The sequence below is a fragment of the Microbacterium sp. RD1 genome, from assembly GCF_052220165.1.
Taxonomy (GTDB): Bacteria; Actinomycetota; Actinomycetes; order Actinomycetales; family Microbacteriaceae; genus Microbacterium.
In genome coordinates this window covers 471,861-488,922 of the sequence record NZ_JBQPOL010000001.1, presented here as the reverse complement: position 1 = coordinate 488,922, position 17,062 = coordinate 471,861, and the positions used below count along the sequence as shown (strand labels likewise).

Sequence of the window (17,062 nt, the reverse complement as noted above, 5' to 3'; positions counted from 1 at the left end):
GAATGATCAGAACGGCGTGTCGTCGCCGTAGTTCGAAGCCGAACCGGGCGTGGCCCAGGCGTCGCCACCGCTGCTGGCCGTGGAAGAGCCGGGCGTCGACCACGGTTCCTCCGAGACCTGCTGTTGCGGGCGACCCTGGCCGCCACCGCCGCCCGAGCTGGCCGCGCGCGTCACCTGAGCGGTGGCGTAGCGCAGCGAAGGGCCGATCTCGTCGACCTCCAGCTCGATCGAGGTGCGGTTCTGGCCTTCGCGGTCCTGGTAGGAGCGCTGCTTGAGGCGGCCGGTCGCGATGACTCGTGCGCCCTTCGTCAGCGAACCGGCCACGTGCTCGGCGAACTCGCGCCACACGGAAGCCCGCAGGAACAACGCCTCGCCGTCCTTCCACTCGTTCGCCTGACGGTCGAACGTGCGGGGGGTGGATGCGATGGTGAAGTTCGCCACCGGCAGCCCGTTCTGCGTGTACCGCAGTTCGGGGTCGGCCGTCAGGTTGCCCACGACGGTGATGACGGTTTCGCCGGCCATCAGGACTCCTTCTTGGCCGTCCGGGTCTCGGGCACCGACGCCTTGCGCGCGGCCTTGGCGGCCTTGCGCTCCGCCTCGGCGGCGACGAGGGCGATGGCCTCTTCGGCCCGGAGCACCTTGGTGCGCATGATCTGCTCGTTCAGCTTCAGCTGACGGTCGAGCTCCTGCGTCGCGGCACTGGTCGCGGTGAAGTTCACGACGGCGTAGATGCCCTCGGTCTTCTTCTTGATCTCGTACGCCAGCCGGCGGCGGCCCCAGATGTCGACGTTGTCGATGGTGCCCCCATCGGTCGTGATGACCTTGAGGAAACCGTCGAGCTTCGGAGCGACCTGGCGCTCGTCGACCTCGGGATCGAAGATGACCATGAGTTCGTACTGGTGCGTCACTAACCCACCTCCTTCGGACTAGAACGGCTGCCGGGCATTTCCCGTCAGCAGGAGGGTGTGTTGCACGTTGTCCGGGCTGATGCGCACACAGGCGCGGCCGGACAACCTTCACAGTGTATCGGATGCCGCCCTCTGCTGCAGGCCGGCCAGCAATCGGTCGAATCCACCCAGACCCGATGCGCTGCGGATCTCCTCACCGATCCGTTGCGCCCGGGTCCGGTATGCCTCATCGTCCAGCACGCGCCGCACCGCCGAACGCACCTGCGACGCAGACGGCCGATTGGTCTTCAGGTTGATGCCCACGCCACTCCATCCCACCCGCGCCGACACCTCGATCTTGTCCTCGGTCTGGCCCGCGACCACGACGGGGATGCCGTGGGCGAGGGCCTGCTGCACGCCGCCGTATCCGCCGTTGGTGACGAGGACGTCGGTGCGGGGGAGGAGCGCGTCGTAGGGGAGGTACCGAGCGGCCCGCGCGTTCGCCGGTAACGGGGGAAGGGTGGCGAGGTCTCGCCCGCCGGTCGTGACGACGACGAGCACGTCCTCGTCGGCGAGCGCGGCGCACGCGGGGCCGATGAGCTGGGTCAGGTCGCTGTTGGCGACAGTTCCCTGGGTGACGTGCACGATCGGGCGCGTGCCGTCGAGGTCGCCCCACCACTCCGGCGCGTCGGCGTGCGAGGGAGCGGACGGGAGGGGGCCGAGGAAGTGGACGTTCGCTCCGAGGTCGGATCGCGGGTACTCGAACGACGGGACAGTGAACTGCGCCACTGCATCCGCTCCGCCGGCCCAGTCCAGGAAGAACCGACTAAGCGGCCGGCCGACCACCTCGCGCGCCAGCTGATCGGCGGCCCGCGTCACCGGTCCGAACACGCCCTTCTCGGCAACGAGGGTGAGGGCGGCGTTGCGGACGCGCCCGAGCGGGCCGGTGAGCGGGGGGATTCCGAGACCGAAAGGCGCGGTGTCGCGGCTTTTCGCGCCGAGGGGGAAGATGCCGAGCGCCACGATCGGCGGTCGCGCGGACCGGGGGATCTCCGCCAGCAGGGCGGCGCCGACGAAGAGGGGCTCGGTGAGGACGGCATCGACGGCGGCCTCGTCGGCGAGGATCGCCTGGACGGCCTCGAACTGCGCGGCGCCGGGAGCGAGGAACAGCGTGAGCATGTCGAAGCGGATGGCCGCGGGGCCGCGGAGGCTCGTGCGCTGCGGATGCGCGGCATCCGGGTCGTCGAGGTCGACGTCGGCGGCCGCCGGAAGGGGGAGAAAGCGCGCACCGGATGCGCGGACGCGGTCGGCGTAGCGCTCGCTGGTGAGGAAGAGCACGCGGTGACCCTCGCCGACGAGGTGCCGCGCGATCGCGACGAGTGGCACGACGTGACCGTGGGCGGGGGTGCAGGTGATCAGGTAAGTGGACATCAGGTTCTCTCGCGTCTAGATTGGATTACCTGAAAGAGTATTCACCACACCGATAGGGTAGTCAATAGTGGTTCCGTCCGAATCCCGCGCGTACCGATCCGATCTGCGGGCGCAACAGGCGGCGCAGACGCGCGCGCGCATCCTCGCCGCGGCGGCCGACCTTTTCGCGACCCAGGGGTACCAGGCCACCACCATGGCGGCGATCGCGCGTTCGGCGGGGGTGTCGACCGAGACGGTCAAGGCGGCCGCCTCCAAGGCAGAGCTTCTGCTCGCGGCGTTCGAGACGAGCTTCTCGGGCACCGAGGCGGCTGGATCGCTCGCCGAGACCGAGGCGGGCGCGGGCCTGGAGGACGCGCCGGATGCCGTGTTCCTCGACGCCGTGCTCGGCCGGATCGCCGAGGCGAACGCCCGCGCGCACGCGCTGTGGACCGTGCTCCTGGGCGCAGCGCTGTCGGACCAGGTGGTCCGCGCCGCGCTGGACGGCATGCTCGCGCGCCGGCACGCGGACTTCCGGATGCTCGTGGCCGAGCTCGCGCGCCGCGGCCTGGCGCGCGCGTCAGATGACGCCGTCGCCGATGAGCTGTCGTTCGTGCTGTCACCGGAGGGGTACCAGCAGCTCGTCGCACAGTCGGGCTGGACGTACGAGCGATACCTCGCCTGGCTGGGCGAACGCGTGCGAGCCACCGTCGCCTGACCTGTTCGTCCCGGTCGCTGCGCCCTCTCGCTCGGCGACCGGAGCGAGACGGAGCGCCCCGGGCAAGGGATGGGTAGCGTGGGCGCATGGAGTGGACCGCGGACGTCACGGCCGGCGACTGGATCCGAGAGCGGGTCGATCCCGACGGGCCGGCGTGGCACACGACGATGCACAGCGTCGTCCCCCGCGGATTCCCCGCCTACGCGCGCGTGTTCCATCCCGCCACGCGCGACCGCCCGGTCGGCGAACCTTGGCCGCCGCTGCCCTACGCCCGCCACGCCCGCGAATGGGAGGAGTTCCAGTCGCGGGGCGCGCAGATCGACGCCGAGGCGGTGACGTGGGCGGCGACCGCATCCGCCTTCGGCCGGCGGATGCACCCGCTCGCGCAATGGCACCGGCTCGCGGCCGATCCGCGACAGCCGGAGGGGGAGGACGGGCCGCGCGACGCAGCCGGGTGGCGCTATGGACAACCCGCCGCCGGCACGCTCGACGCCGAGGTGCTGGCCGGCGTCGTCTCGATCGCGGCCCGGCACACGACGACGCCGCACGACGCGCGCGCTGCGGTGTGGGAGGGGCACGGCGGCCTGGTCGGCGCCCTGGGCTACGGTCCCTCACGCGTGCTGCTGACCGGTGACGGCGACCAGCGCCATGACGACTTCCTCGCGCACTCGGCGCGCGACGCCTTCAACGACGTGTTCCGCAAACCCACCTGGCAACCGGGCATCCTCTCCGACGAGATCTCGCGCGGCGCTCGGCTGCAGCTTCCGAACCGCGCGTATGTGCTGTTCCACGCCGGATTGAAGGAGCTCGCCGACCCGGGGTGGGTGACGCGGGTGCCGTGGGCCGACGCGGAACTGCCGGGGTGGACGCCCTCGCCCGGTCTCCTTTGGCCGGCCGATCGCGCATGGGTTCTCGTGAGCGAGGTCGACTGGGACTCCACCATCATCGGCGGCGAGCCCGAGCTCATCCGCGCCCTGTGCAGCGACCCGGCGATCGAGACGCTGCCGCTTGACGAGGGAGCCGACTTGACCGAGGACGCGGATGAGGTGAACCGGTGAGCGCTCCGGCCCCGGTGGCCTTCGACGCACGCGCCCTCACCGAGCCCGTCGACCGCACGGCGGTGAGCGCGTTCGCCCGGGAGCTGCGTGCGCAGGGGCGGGTGTCGTCCTGGGCGGGATCGGCCGCACTGGGCGTGGTCGTGGCGGCGGCGATCGGCGTGTTCATGATCGTCGTCTTCGGCGTCGTCTTCGGCTCGATCTTCGTGAGCCTGGCGGATACGGGGCTCGGCTGGATCGCCGTCGTGCCGCTGCTGTTCATCGGCGCCGTCGTGGCCCTCATCATCGTGGGTCTCGTGCGCGGCGGGGGTGGGAGCATCCGCTGGTACCGGCTCGATCGCTTCGCGCGCGCCAACGGGATGTCCTATGAACCGGGAACGGCGTCGCCGCCGTTGCCCGGCATGATCTTCAGTCAGGGAAGCTCCCGACAGGCGAGCGATCTCGTGCGCGGTGCGCAGCCGCGATTCGTGGAGTTCGCGAACTACCGCTACACGACAGGCTCCGGCAAGAACCGCACGACGCACCGCTGGGGGTACGTCGCCGTCAAACTCGATGTTCCACTGCCGCACATCGTGCTCGACGCGCGGGGGAACAACGGCCTGTTCGGCGCCTCCAATCTTCCGGCCGCATTCGACCGCCATCAAAGGCTCAGTCTCGAGGGCGACTTCGACCAGTACTTCTCGCTGTACTGCCCCGAGGGGTACGAGCGCGATGCGCTGTACCTGTTCACGCCCGACATCATGGCGCGGTTCATCGACAACGCCGCGGCGCTCGACGTCGAGATCGTCGACGACTGGATGTTCCTCTACGCCAAGCGCGACCTGTCCACGCTCGATCCGGCGACATGGGCGTGGCTCTTCTCCGTCGTCGCAGCCCTCTTGGACAAGCTCGCGCAGTGGGGCCGGTGGCGGGACGAGCGTCTGGGGTCGTCCGTCGGCACGCCGGCCTCGGCCGCGGCGCCATCCTCGGTGCCATCGTCGCCGACGGGCGCTGCCGCCGGCATTCCGCTCGCCCCCGCCGCGCCGCTCACCCCGCCACCGCCCGGCGTCGCCCCGCAGGGCCGGCGTCTGAAACGCGGGGTGTCGTGGGTCACGGTCGTGGCCCTCGTGTTCGTTGCCGGATGGTGGATCGTCAACATCGTCTTCGACTCGATCGGCCCGTGACCCACGCCATCCGCCTTGCGTGAATCGGCTGCTATTCGCGACGAAATAGCAGCCGATTCACGCAAGTCGAGCGGCGCTCACGCCGGCGCGAGCCCGAAGTGCGCGAGTTCCTCGGGCGTCAGCATCCGCGATCGGATGAGGAAGCGCATCCCGGTCGGACCCTCGACCGAGAACCCCGCGCCCCGGCCCGGGACGACATCGATCGTCAGGTGGGTGTACTTCCAGTACTCGAACTGCGACTCCGACATGTACACCTGAATGGGATCGTCCAGGCCCACGTCGATCGAGCCGAGATCCACGTCGCTCGCACCGGTGAGGAACATCCCCACCGGGTAGCACATGGGCGAAGACCCGTCGCAGCATCCGCCCGACTGATGGAACATCAGCGGCCCGTGCTGCGCGGTCAGGGCGCGCAGCAGGGCCGCCGCGTCCTCCGACACGGCGACCCTGCGGAAGGAGTGCTCCGACATGAGGATCAGAAGAACCCCATCGCGCCCTCGGCGTACGACACGAGAAGGTTCTTCGTCTGCTGGTAGTGATCGAGCATCTTGAGGTGGTTCTCGCGACCGATGCCCGACTGCTTGTAGCCGCCGAACGCGGCGTGAGCGGGGTACTGGTGGTACGTGTTCGTCCACACGCGACCCGCCTCGATCGCCCGTCCCGCCCGGTACGCCGTGTCGCCGGAGCGGCTCCACACACCGGCGCCGAGGCCGTAGAGCGTGTCGTTGGCGATCGAGATGGCGTCGTCGAAGTCGTCGAACGACGTCACCGACAGCACCGGGCCGAAGATCTCCTCCTGGAAGATGCGCATGTCGTTCGTGCCCTCGAACACGGTCGGCGCGACGTAGTAACCGCCCGAGAGGTCGCCGCCGAGGTCGACGCGCTCACCGCCGGTGAGGAGCTTCGCCCCGCCGGCCTTGCCGATGTCGATGTACGACAGGATCTTCTCGAGCTGGTCGTTCGATGCCTGCGCGCCGATCATCGTCTCCGGGTCGAGAGGATTGCCCTGACGCACCTTGCCGACGCGCTCCAGCCCGTCAGCGAGGAACGAGTCGTAGATCGAACGCTGGATGAGCGAGCGCGACGGGCACGTGCACACCTCGCCCTGGTTGAGCGCGAACATCGTGAAGCCCTCGAGCGCCTTGTCGTAGTACGCGTCATCCGTGGTGCGGGCCACGTCCTCGAAGAAGAGGTTCGGGCTCTTGCCTCCGAGTTCGAGCGTCACCGGGATGAGGTTCTGCGAGGCGTACTGCATGATGAGGCGTCCGGTGGTGGTCTCACCGGTGAAAGCGATCTTGCGGATGCGCTTGTGCGAGGCCAGCGGCGCACCCGCCTCGATGCCGAACCCGTTGACGATGTTCACGACGCCGGCCGGCAGCAGGTCGCCGATGAGGTCGAACAGGAACAGGATGCTGGCCGGCGTCTGCTCCGCGGGCTTCAACACCACGCAGTTGCCCGCCGCCAGCGCGGGGGCGAGCTTCCACGTCGCCATGAGGATCGGGAAGTTCCACGGGATGATCTGCCCGACGACGCCGAGCGGCTCGTGAAAGTGGTACGCGACGGTGTTCTCGTCGAGCTGGCTGAGCGACCCCTCCTGCGCACGCAGCACGCCGGCGAAGTACCGGAAGTGGTCGATCGCGAGCGGGATGTCGGCGGCGAGCGTCTCTCGCACCGGCTTGCCGTTCTCCCACGTCTCCGCGACCGCGATCTTCTCGAGGTTCGCCTCGATGCGGTCGGCGATTTTGTTGAGGATCACCGAGCGCTCGGCGGGCGTGGTCTTTCGCCACGACGCGAACGCCTTCCACGCGGCGTCCACCGCGCGGTCGATGTCTTCGGCGGTGCCGCGGCCGACCTCGCAGAACGGCTTGCCGGTCACGGGGGTGATGTCTTCGAAGTACTCGCCCTTGATCGGATCGACCCATTCGCCCCCGATGTAGTGCCCGTAGCGCGACCGGTACTCGGCGAGCGCACCGCGCTGGCCGGGAGCGGCGTAGACGCTGGAAACGCCCTCTTCGACGATCGTCATGTCTGTCTCCTTCGACTGTCCATGTCGGTGCGGCGCTTCGGCCGCACTCGTGTGGGTCGACGGTAGGCCGCGCAACGTTGCATCCCGTTGCATCCGCTCCCGCCCCGGCGACCCCCGCGTGCCGTATTCAGTCCGGATGCTCCGCCCCGACCCAGCGCCCCGCGGAAATCCGGGGCGCGCACGGCCGCCGCCCACGACGAGACTGAGTACGGTACGGTACGGGCGAGCGGCGAGAGGGGGCGAGGTAACGGGCGGCGCTCAGTCGCCGTCGAGACGCTCGAGCCGGGCGACGAGGCCGGCGCGCTTGGGCGACCGAGGCGGCAGCATCCCGAGGCACAGCCGCAGCAGCTCGGCGTCGTCGGCGGCGTCCGCGGTGTCGGCGTACGCGAGGAGCACGTCCACGCCGGCCTCCGCCAGCAGCGCCTCCCGCATTGCCGCGCGCGCCGAAGCCCGCAGCTCCTCGACGCCGGGCGCGACCGAATCGGGGAGCACGGGGCCGGGATAGGCCGCGAGCGCGACGCGGTGCGCGCCACGATCCAGGAGCGACACGACGTGCTGCACGTCGGTCTCCAGCTCCGCGGCGAGGCGGTAGGGCCGCGACTGCGGCACGAGGTGCGGTGCGACCCGCTCGAGCACCTTGCGCAGGCGCACCATCTCGGGGCGCAGCGTCTCGGTGGCGGGCTCGCCGTACACGAGCTCGCTCAGCGCCTCGGCCGACAGGCCACCGCGGTGCGTCGCGAGCATGAGGAGGATCTCGGCGTGTCGGGCGCTCAGCTCTACGATCGTCGCCGCGCTCTCGCCGTCGACCTCAAGCAGCGCGCGATCGCGCCCGAGCACGCGCAATGTGGCCCGCGCGGTCAGGGCTGCTCGTCCCGCCCGACGGCGAGGTGCGGCCGACCGCGCGCGCAGCCGCGCGACCAGAAGCTCGCCCTCGACGGCGCGGGCGGTGGCATCCACCAGCAGCTGCGCCTGCGGCGTGACGGCCTCGGGCCCGCCCGTGACGTCGATAACCCCCAGAAGCCGGCGCGTCTCGGGGTCGTGCACCGGCGCCGCCGTGCACGACCACGGCTGCACGAGCCGGTTGAAGTGCTCCGCGTGACGGATCTGCACGGAGCGATCGAGCGTGATGGCTGTTCCGGGGGCGGAGGTCCCCACGGCCGCCTCCGACCAGTTGGCGCCGGCGACGAACCCCATGTCACCGGTGAGCCCGCGGACGTGCCGGTCCCCCTCGACCCACAGCAGCCGCCCCGCCGCATCCCCGACCGCCACGACGACGCCGGAGTCCTGACCGTCGCCCGGCAGCAGGAGCGCGCGCACCATGTCCATGACGTCGGCAAGCGGATGCGCACGCCGATACGCCTCGAGGTCGTCGGCGATCAACTCGAGCCGAGGCAGGCCCTCGGGCCCCGCCGCCGATGCGAGAGACCGCCGCCACGACTCCCACACCAGCGGGCGGACGTCGGCGAGGCGACGATCGGACAGGTTTCCGGCGACGAGCTCGTCATGGGCGCGCTCGATCAGCAGGCGTGAGGTGTCAGGGGCGACCTCGGGACGCGTGGACCACGGCGACGACATGCCCGGCTCCGATCATCGGCGATGGGGCGTGCGGCCCAGTGTAGGCGCCTCTCCGCCGCGTGACGAGGGCTGCGCGGATGCGGCGGCTCAGCGCACCGGTGCGGCGAGGTTGCTGGCGGCCCACTCGCCGAGCTGATCGAGAATCGGCAGCAGATGGCGTCCCGCCTCGGTGAGGTCGTAACCCACGGAGACGGGTGGGCCCGGCTCGACGCTGCGCACGACCAGCTTGGCCTCGGTGAGCTCGGCGAGCCGATCGGAGAGCACTGCGTCGCTGATGCCGTCCACTCCGCGGCGCAGTTCGACAAACGACATGGAGCCCCCGCCGAGCACGGCGAGGATCATCCCGTTCCACCGTTTTCCGAGCACGGTGAAGGCCAGGCTGACCGTGGCGTCACATCGCCGGAGGTCGTGCGTCGGCTCGTTCACGCTTCGATTCTACGGTGCTACTGTTCTCGGTGTCGCTTTTCTTTTCAGAGCGACTATGGAAATGGTGCATCACACGATCGGAGAATCCCATGTCCCTCTTCCGCCTGGACGCGAGCATCTTCCCCTCGAGATCGGCGAGCCGTGAGCTGGCCGACCTCGTCGAGAGCGAGTGGCTGTCCGCGCATCCGCAGTCCACGGTGGTCCGCCGCGATGTGAGCGCCGACCCCGTGCCGGCGACGGCCTGGACCGACGCCGTGTCAGCCAGCATGGTGCCCGAGGCCGAGCGCACTCCCGGCCAGCGTGAGGCCGTCGCCCTCGCCACGACCTTCGCCGATGAACTGACCGCCGCCGACGCGCTGCTGTTCGCGGTGCCGCTGTACAACTACGGCGTCTCCCAGCACTTCAAGACCTGGTTCGATCTCACCTACACCGACCCCCGCACGGGTCCGGAGGGATCGGCGCTGCGCGGCAAGCCGGCGACCCTCGTCACCGTCCTCGGCGGCAACTACGCCCCCGGCACCCCGAAGGAGGGCTGGGACCACTCCACGGGCTGGCTGCAGCGGGTGCTCGGCGATGTGTGGGGCCTCGACCTCCGCGTCGTGCAGCGGCCGTTCACGCTCGTCGGGGTCAACCCGGCGCTCGACGCCTTCGCCGACACGGCAGCCGAGCTCAAGACCGACGCCGAGCACTCCGCCCGCCGCTCGGGCCGGGAGATCGCCGACGCGCACCGCGCCCGCGTGGCCTGATCCCCGCCCGGGGATCTCTTTCGACCCTGGGTCGCCACCCGTGCGACTCGTCCGCCACTTGCGTGAATCGGCTGCTATTCGTCGCGAAATAGCAGCCGATTCACGCAAAGACGCGCGGCTTAGCTGTCCGGCGGTCGCTCCGCCCACCACGCGCGCAGACGCCGCTCGGCCTCGTCCTCGCCCAGCGGACCCTCGTCCAGCCGCAGCTCGAGCAAGAACCGGTACGCCTCGCCCACCTCCCGGCCAGGGCGGATGCCGAGGATCTCCTGGATGCGGTTCCCGTCGAGGTCGGGCCGCACGGCGTCGATCTCCTCCCGCTCGCGGAGGTCGGCGATGCGCGCCTCGATGTCGTCGTACGCCGCCGCCAGGCGCGCGGCCTTGCGCTTGTTGCGGGTGGTCACGTCCGCGCGCGTGAGGATGTGCAGGCGCTCGAGCTCCTCACCGGCGTCGCGCACGTACCGCCGCACGGCGGCGTCGGTCCACTGACCCTCCGCGTACCCGAAGAAACGCAGGTGCAGCTCGATGAGCTTGGCGACGGATGCGGTGGTGTCGGTGTCGAAGCGCAACGCCTGCAGGCGCTTGCGCGCCATCCGCGCGCCCTTGATGTCGTGATGGTGGAACGTCACGCCGCCGCCGGGCTCGAGCCGTCGCGTCGACGGCTTGCCGATGTCGTGCAGGAGCGCGGCCACCCGCAGCGGGATGTCGGGGGGTTCATCCGGATTGCGCGCGTGCTCGAGCTCGATCGCCTGCCGGAGCACGGTGAGGGAATGCTCGTAGACATCCTTGTGGTGGTGGTGCTCGTCCACCTCGAGCTGCAGCGCCGGGATCTCGGGGAGGAAGCGCTCGATGAGCCCCGTCTCCACGAGGATCCGCAGGCCGCGCACCGGATCGTCGGTCCCGAGCATCCGCACCAGCTCCGACTGGATGCGCTCGGCGCTCACCATCGAGAGAGTGTCTCCGAGCTCGCTCATCGCCGCCAGGGTCGCGGGGTCGACGTCGAAACCGAGTTGCGATGCGAACCGGGCGGCCCGCAGCATCCGCAGCGGATCGTCGCCGAAGCTGACGGCCGGATCCGCCGGCGTACGCAAGCGCTTCGCGAGGAGATCCTCCACGCCGCCGGTGGGGTCGACGAGCGTCTTGCCGGGCACTCGCAGCGCCATCGCATTCACCGTGAAATCTCGGCGGGTCAGGTCTTCTTCGAGCGTGTCACCGAACTCGACGGTGGGTTTTCGAGTGACGCCGTCGTAGCTGTCGGCACGGAACGTCGTGATCTCGACCTGTTCTCCGGCGACGCGAGCGCCGATCGTGCCGAAGTCGCGACCGACGTCCCACCGCGCCGAGGAGATCGGGGTGACGACCCGGAGGATGTCATCGGGCCGGGCGTCGGTGGTGAAGTCGAGGTCGTGCGTCTCGCGTCCGAGGAGCGCATCTCGCACCGGTCCGCCGACGACCGCCAACTCGAAGCCGGCGTCGGCGAACGCTCGGCCCAGGCGCGCGACGACGGGCGAGTCGGCGAGGGCGCCCAGGCGCGCGACACCCTCGGCCATGTTCAGCATGGATCGAGCCTAACCAACCCTCGATGCGGGCGAATCGGTCGGATGCCGCGCCTCTCGGCGCGCGATCGACTGATACCGACCGATCCGCCCGCACCCGGCGCGTCAGTCGGCGAAGCGGAGGAAGCCGGTGAAGACGAGCTCGCGTACGCGCGGCAGCAGGTCGGCCCGCAGTGCGGTCGCGTCGACCTCGAGCAGGTCGGCGATGGCATCGGCGAGGGCGCCCAGCGGAAGGTCGCCGTCGCTCGCTCCGACGAGCCCGGCCAGGGCAGGATCGACCGACAGAGCCCGCCCGAAGCCGGCGCCCTGACGCAGCTCGATGATGGTGGGGGCTTCTTCGCCTGGCCGGTGATGGCGCGCCTCGGTGACGTCGGGCGCCACGACGAGGCGACATGCGGCGAGACCGGCATCGTCGAGACCGGCACCCTCGAGACCGGCACCGTCGAGCCCGGCACCGTCGAGACCGCTCAGGCGGTCATGCGCGGCGAGCGCAGCGGCGAGGTGCTCGCCCGAGGGGGCGGCACCGCCCTCGAGCCGCTCGTACCGGTCGAGCGTGACGACTCCCGACGCGGGACGGCGCAGCAGGATGTATCCGAAGCCGATCGCCGAGACGTCTCGTGCGGCGAAATCGTCGAGCCATGCGTCCAGCAGCCGCGCGTACGCGGGCGTCCCGGGCACCGTGCCGCCGTCGCGGATCCACAGCTCCGCGTATGCCAGCGGATCCAGCCGCTCCCGCTCGACCACCCACGCATCCAGGGGTACCTCGGATGCTGCGACCCACGCGCGCACGCGGTCGAGGCCGTCGGCGCCCTCCCGGTACTCCCAGTTGCCGAGCAGCTGAGCGACGCCGCCGGGGTTCAGATGCGCCCCCGCCCCCGCGACGACCTCGGCGACGAGCGCGTCCCCGACGCGACCGGCGTCCCGGTATTCGTAGGACGGCACTTCCTCCACCCGCGGCGTGATGACGAAGGGCGGATTCGTCACGATCCGGTCGAACAGTTCCCCGGCGGCGGGTGCGAAGAGGCTCCCGAGCCGCGTCTCGATGCCGCTCACGCCGTTGAGGAGCGCGTTGAGCGCCGTGAACCGCAACGCGCGCTCCGACACGTCGGTGGCGACGACACGTGCGACCCCGCGACGAAGCCGCAGCGCCTGGATGCCGCATCCCGTGCCGACGTCGAGACCGGCGCCGCCCGCGGCGGGAAGCTGCAGTCGCGCGAGCGTCTGGGAGGCGCCGCCGACTCCCAGGACGTGATCCACGGGCAGCGCGCCGCCCAGCGCCGCTTCGTCGAGGTCGCTCGCGATCCACCACTCGCCCGCGCCGTGCTCGTCAGTGAACGCTTGCGGACGCACGAGCGCTGCGGCGCGCACGAGCAAGGCGTCGGCCGTGACGAGTCCCAGCTTCTCCAGTCCCGTCACGCCCGTGCGCGGCAGCGCCGCGTGGACATCGGCGCGCTCCTGAGCGATGCCGAGGCCGAGCAGGCGCGCGAGAACGGCGAGCGGATCACGGCGGGCTCCCAGGGCGCGCAGCGCGGGCGACGCCAACCCCCGCGCGATCGCCTCGTCGCCCTGCGTCGTCCACGCCGCTCGCAGCGCGGCGGACGTGAAGCCCGCCGCGCGAAGGTCGGCGGCGAGCGCGCCGGAGAGGGCGGCGTCGGGGTTGGGCAGCATGCGCCCATTCAACCGTCCCCGCGGGGCGCACGGGGGCAGTCCAGGTGCCGCCCGTAGAATCGCTGCGGTGCCGCCATCCGCCGCGCCGGAGCTCGTATGACCCACACCCCTCCTGCCCGCGCGCTGCGCCCCCGCCGCCTGAGACGTATCGTTGCAGCGATCTCCGCGGCGCTGATCGCCGTCGGCGTCGCGATTCCCGCGCACGCGGCGACGCCGCCCGCCGAACCCGGCGGAGCGGTCCTGACGCTCTCCCCGGTCGGAAGCGGGATCCTCCGGCCCGGCTCCGCGCTGTCGGTCTCGGCGACGGTGGAGAACGCCACCGCATCGGATCTCCCGGCCTCTCTCGTCACGCTCGAGCTGGGCGCCGCCGCTCTCCCCGACAGGCAGGCGCTCTCGAGCTGGCTCACCGATGCCCGTGCGGCAGCTCCCGGTCCGGTGGTGGGAACCGCCGCGATCGAGGCCGTGCGCTCCGGCGCCGACGCGACGGCCGGGATCATCGTGGCCCCCGAGGAGCCGGTTCTCGCGGGCCGCGCCCCCGGGGTCTATCCGCTGCGGGCGACAGCGTCGGTCGGCGGCGACACGCTGGTGTCGACCAGCGTCGTCGTGGTCCCGGATGACACCGTGGCAACCCCCGTCGGAGTCGTCGTCCCGATCGCCGCCGCCCCGCAGGAGGCGGGCCTCCTCAGCGCCGAGGAGCTCGCGCCCCTCACCGCCGCTGACGGAGAGCTCACCGCGCAGCTCGACGCCGTGGACGGAACCGAGGCGATCCTCGCGGTCGATCCCGCGGTCGTCGCGGCCATCCGGGTTCTGGGCACTGCTGCCCCCACGACGGCCGCGGAGTGGCTCGCCCGACTCGAATCCCTCCCGAACACCCGCTTCCCGCTGCAGTTCGGCGACGCCGATCTCGCGACCCAGGTGCACGCGGGCCTGACCCCGCCCCTCCAACCGACGTCGCTGACTTCGTACATCACACCCGGCAACATCGCCGCCTCCCCCTCCCCGACGCCCACCCCGGGCGCGGATCCGGCGGTTCCCGTGCTCCCCGACCTCGCTGAACTCACGACGGTGGGCCCACATGCCGCAGCAGGCATGTACTGGCCGGGCACGGGCACGGCCGGCGCCGATGTCGTCGCGGCGCTCGGATCGGCCGGCGTGGACGGCGCCCCCTCGCTCACCCTGATCCCCTCCGCGACGACGGCCGGAGGCCAGGGCGATCGCACGGCGCGCGCGCGCGGCGCAGCAGGCGACGCCCAGCTGCTGATCTACGACAGCGCCATCTCCGACGCTCTCCGCCGCGCAGCCGATCAGCCCGACACCTCGCTGCGCGGCGCCGCCCTGACGGAGGCGACCGCGCACCTGGCCTTCGCCACCCGCGAAAGCGGAGGGCAGCCGCTGCTGGTCACTGTCGACCGCGGCACCGATCGGGAACGCGTGAGCCTGCGCACGGCCATCGTCGCCGCATCCGCCCCGGGCACATCGCCCACCGGACTTCCGCCCTTGCTGGCGGCCGACGTCGCACCGGTCACCGTCGACGAGCTGGCGCCAGACGAGGCGGCGGTCGCCGACCTGCAACAGCTTCTCTCCGACGAGGCCACCGTCGCGCAGTTCGCCACCGTGCTCGACGACCCCGCCCTGCTCACCGGTCGAGAGCGGGCCGAGATCCTGCAGCTTCTCGCCGTGGGATGGCGGGCCGACAGCGCCGCGCGCGCTGCGGCCATGGTCACACACCGCGAGCAGACCGCAGCGACCCTCGACTCCGTCGGGATCCTCCCCTCGAGCACTCTGAACCTCATCAGCTACGACGCCACGTTCGCGCCGTGGGTCCGCAACGACCTGCCGTATCCCGTCCGGGTCACGCTGGTCGCCCGCCCCGACGCTCCGCAGTTGGTGGTGGCCGAGCGCACCGAGGTCCTCGCGCCGGCCGACAGCAACACCCGCGCGGCCATCCCCGTGCAGGCGCGCATCGGCAACGGCGCCGTGACCGTCACCATGCAGCTCTACAGCCCGGCAGGCGTGGCCGTCGGCGCCGTGCAGAGCGCCGAGGTCGAGGTCCGCGCCGAGTGGGAGACGATCGGGCTCGTCATCCTCATCGTCCTGATGGTGCTCTTCGTGGGCCTCGGGATCTTCCGCACCGTCGTGAGGCGCCGCGCCCGCCGACCAGCCCCGGAGCAGGATGCGGATGTGGGCACCGATACGCCGCCCGGAGGCGGCGGATGAGCGGGCTCGGTCGCGCGAGCGTCCTCATCGGCGCCGGCACGGTCATCTCCCGGGTGACGGGGCTCTTGCGCACCGTCGTGCTCGTCGGAGCGATCGGCTCCGTCGGGAGCACCGCGGGGGACGCCTTCGCGGTGGCCAATCAGCTTCCCAACAACATCTTCGCGATCATCTCCACCGGCCTTCTCACCGCGGTGATCGTGCCGCAGATCGTGCAGGCGGCCGCGCACGCCGACGGCGGACGGGCGTTCATCTCGAAGGTTTTCACGCTGGGCACCGTGGCGCTGCTGGTGACCACGGCCGTGGCGATGGTGCTCGCCCCGTGGCTGATCGCGCTCTACACGAGCAGCTTCACGCCCGCTCAGCAGGCGCTGTCCACGGCTTTCGCCTACTGGTGTCTGCCGCAGATCTTCTTCTACGGCCTCTACGCGCTCCTCGGCGAGATCCTCAACGCCCGGCGGGTGTTCGGGCCCTTCACGTGGGCGCCGATTCTCAACAACATCGTCTCGATCATCGGTTTCGTCGCGTTCACCCTCGTCTTCGGCGGTCCGCTCGAGGAGGTCTCCCAGTGGGATCCGTCGAAGATCGCCGTTCTCGCGGGAACGGCGACGTTCGGCATCGTGACGCAGTGCGCAGTCCTCGTGCTGTTCTGGCGGCGCGCAGGGCTCCATCTGCGCCCCGACTTCCGGTGGCGAGGCGTCGGGCTGCGCCACATCGGGCGTCTCGCCGGATGGACCTTCCTCATGGTCGTGGTCGGCCAGGTCGCGGGCATCGTCCAGACGAACGTGCTGTCGGAGTCTTCGGGCGACGGGCCGTCGGTGTTCGCCTCGCAGAACGCCTGGCTGCTGTTCATGCTCCCCTACTCCATCATCGTCGTGTCCATCGGCACCCCGTACTTCACGCAGCTGAGCGAGCACGCCAGCGCCGGACGCCACTCCGCCGTCGTCTCCGACGTCGGACGCAGCATCCGGATCCTCGGGTTGTTCATCGTGGCTGCGACCGCCGCTCTCGCGGTGGCAGCCGTGCCGGCCTCTCGCATCTTCACGACGACGGCCGGCGAGGCGCTTCAGGCCGCGCCCGTCCTGCTCTGCTTCCTCGTGAGCCTTCTGCCGATGTCGGTGCTCTTCGTCGTGCAGCGCACGTTCTACGCGTACAACGACACCCGCACCCCGTTCGTGTTCACGGCAGTCCAGGGCGTGCTCGTCGCCGCCACCGCCCTCGCCGCGGGAGCAGCCGTCGGAGCGGGGCTCCTCCCCGTCGATCAGCTGGCGGCAGGCGTCGCGCTCGGCCAATCGCTCGCCATCACCGTGCAGGTGCTCCTCGCCGCGGTGCTCCTTCATCGGCGTCTGGGCAGTGTGGGGACCGCGGAGTGGCTGCCGTCGCTCGGGCGCTTCGCCCTCGCGGCGATCCCCGCCGCGGCGGCCGGGTGGGGCGTGTACCTCCTCCTCGGCGGCGACGAGGGCTGGACGACCGCCGACCGCCTCCTCGGAGCCCTCGGCGCGACGATCGTCGGAGGCGTGGTCCTCGCGGTTTATCTAGGGATCCTCGCGGTCTTCCGCGCCCCCGAGCTCACCCCCGCCATCGGCATGCTGCGCCGTTTCCTGCCGCGCCGGTGACGCCCCGC

The 17,062-nt window shown here is 71.1% G+C and carries 15 protein-coding genes; 6 read left to right on the top strand and 9 right to left on the bottom strand.

Annotated elements, in window-relative coordinates:
* Positions 1-6: 6 nt before the first annotated feature.
* The 3 genes from ACTU3I_RS02325 to ACTU3I_RS02315 all read right to left on the bottom strand — a co-directional run bounded on the left by ACTU3I_RS02325 (position 7) and on the right by ACTU3I_RS02315 (position 2,318).
* The gene (locus ACTU3I_RS02325) at positions 7-522 is read right to left on the bottom strand and encodes a single-stranded DNA-binding protein (RefSeq protein ID WP_442923995.1); all 516 of its coding nucleotides are present in this window, start codon (positions 520-522) and stop codon (positions 7-9) included.
* Positions 522-908, bottom strand: coding sequence for a 30S ribosomal protein S6 (rpsF, locus tag ACTU3I_RS02320; RefSeq protein ID WP_442923994.1), 387 nt, complete (start codon positions 906-908; stop codon positions 522-524). Before rpsF ends, ACTU3I_RS02325 begins: the two co-directional genes overlap by 1 nt.
* Before the next feature lie 108 nt (positions 909-1,016).
* Complete coding sequence (locus ACTU3I_RS02315) at positions 1,017-2,318, bottom strand: glycosyltransferase (RefSeq protein ID WP_442923993.1); 1,302 nt, start codon at positions 2,316-2,318, stop codon at positions 1,017-1,019.
* Between the two features lie 67 nt (positions 2,319-2,385).
* Between ACTU3I_RS02315 and ACTU3I_RS02310 the strand changes: the two genes are divergently transcribed.
* From ACTU3I_RS02310 to ACTU3I_RS02300, 3 genes are all read left to right on the top strand, one after another.
* Positions 2,386-3,012: a TetR/AcrR family transcriptional regulator gene (locus ACTU3I_RS02310; protein WP_442923992.1), complete on the top strand. Its 627-nt coding sequence runs from the start codon at positions 2,386-2,388 to the stop codon at positions 3,010-3,012.
* A gap of 86 nt (positions 3,013-3,098) precedes the next feature.
* A complete protein-coding gene (locus ACTU3I_RS02305) occupies positions 3,099-4,070 on the top strand; it encodes a hypothetical protein (RefSeq protein WP_442923991.1) in 972 nt (323 codons plus the stop codon).
* On the top strand, positions 4,067-5,230 hold the full coding sequence (locus ACTU3I_RS02300; protein WP_442923990.1) for a hypothetical protein: 1,164 nt from the start codon (positions 4,067-4,069) through the stop codon (positions 5,228-5,230). The genes ACTU3I_RS02305 and ACTU3I_RS02300 overlap by 4 nt, the downstream gene beginning before the upstream one ends.
* Before the next feature lie 77 nt (positions 5,231-5,307).
* Here ACTU3I_RS02300 and ACTU3I_RS02295 read toward each other — a convergent pair whose 3' ends face one another.
* The 4 genes from ACTU3I_RS02295 to ACTU3I_RS02280 form a co-directional block, all read right to left on the bottom strand.
* The gene (locus ACTU3I_RS02295) at positions 5,308-5,700 is read right to left on the bottom strand and encodes a DUF779 domain-containing protein (RefSeq protein ID WP_442923989.1); all 393 of its coding nucleotides are present in this window, start codon (positions 5,698-5,700) and stop codon (positions 5,308-5,310) included.
* A gap of 5 nt (positions 5,701-5,705) precedes the next feature.
* Positions 5,706-7,256, bottom strand: a complete 1,551-nt coding sequence (exaC, locus tag ACTU3I_RS02290) for an acetaldehyde dehydrogenase ExaC (protein ID WP_442923988.1) — start codon at positions 7,254-7,256, stop codon at positions 5,706-5,708.
* A 258-nt stretch (positions 7,257-7,514) separates the two neighbouring features.
* Positions 7,515-8,831, bottom strand: coding sequence for a GAF domain-containing protein (locus ACTU3I_RS02285; protein ID WP_442923987.1), 1,317 nt, complete (start codon positions 8,829-8,831; stop codon positions 7,515-7,517).
* A gap of 87 nt (positions 8,832-8,918) precedes the next feature.
* Positions 8,919-9,257 (bottom strand): winged helix-turn-helix transcriptional regulator, encoded by a 339-nt coding sequence (locus tag ACTU3I_RS02280; RefSeq protein ID WP_442923986.1) that lies wholly within the window; start codon positions 9,255-9,257, stop codon positions 8,919-8,921.
* Positions 9,258-9,346: 89 nt separating this feature from the next.
* Here ACTU3I_RS02280 and ACTU3I_RS02275 point away from each other — a divergent pair, with 89 nt between their 5' ends.
* Positions 9,347-10,003, top strand: coding sequence for an FMN-dependent NADH-azoreductase (locus tag ACTU3I_RS02275; RefSeq protein WP_442923985.1), 657 nt, complete (start codon positions 9,347-9,349; stop codon positions 10,001-10,003).
* A 119-nt stretch (positions 10,004-10,122) separates the two neighbouring features.
* Here ACTU3I_RS02275 and ACTU3I_RS02270 read toward each other — a convergent pair whose 3' ends face one another.
* Positions 10,123-11,559, bottom strand: coding sequence for a CCA tRNA nucleotidyltransferase (locus ACTU3I_RS02270; protein WP_442923984.1), 1,437 nt, complete (start codon positions 11,557-11,559; stop codon positions 10,123-10,125).
* A 102-nt stretch (positions 11,560-11,661) separates the two neighbouring features.
* The gene (locus ACTU3I_RS02265; RefSeq protein WP_442923983.1) at positions 11,662-13,224 is read right to left on the bottom strand and encodes a DUF7059 domain-containing protein; all 1,563 of its coding nucleotides are present in this window, start codon (positions 13,222-13,224) and stop codon (positions 11,662-11,664) included.
* 96 nt (positions 13,225-13,320) lie between these two features.
* Here ACTU3I_RS02265 and ACTU3I_RS02260 point away from each other — a divergent pair, with 96 nt between their 5' ends.
* The gene (locus ACTU3I_RS02260) at positions 13,321-15,441 is read left to right on the top strand and encodes a DUF6049 family protein (RefSeq protein WP_442923981.1); all 2,121 of its coding nucleotides are present in this window, start codon (positions 13,321-13,323) and stop codon (positions 15,439-15,441) included.
* Positions 15,438-17,054 carry a murein biosynthesis integral membrane protein MurJ gene (gene murJ / locus ACTU3I_RS02255; RefSeq protein WP_442923980.1) on the top strand — a complete coding sequence of 539 codons (1,617 nt, stop codon included), beginning with the start codon at positions 15,438-15,440 and terminating at the stop codon, positions 17,052-17,054. Before ACTU3I_RS02260 ends, murJ begins: the two co-directional genes overlap by 4 nt.
* Positions 17,055-17,062: the final 8 nt, after the last annotated feature.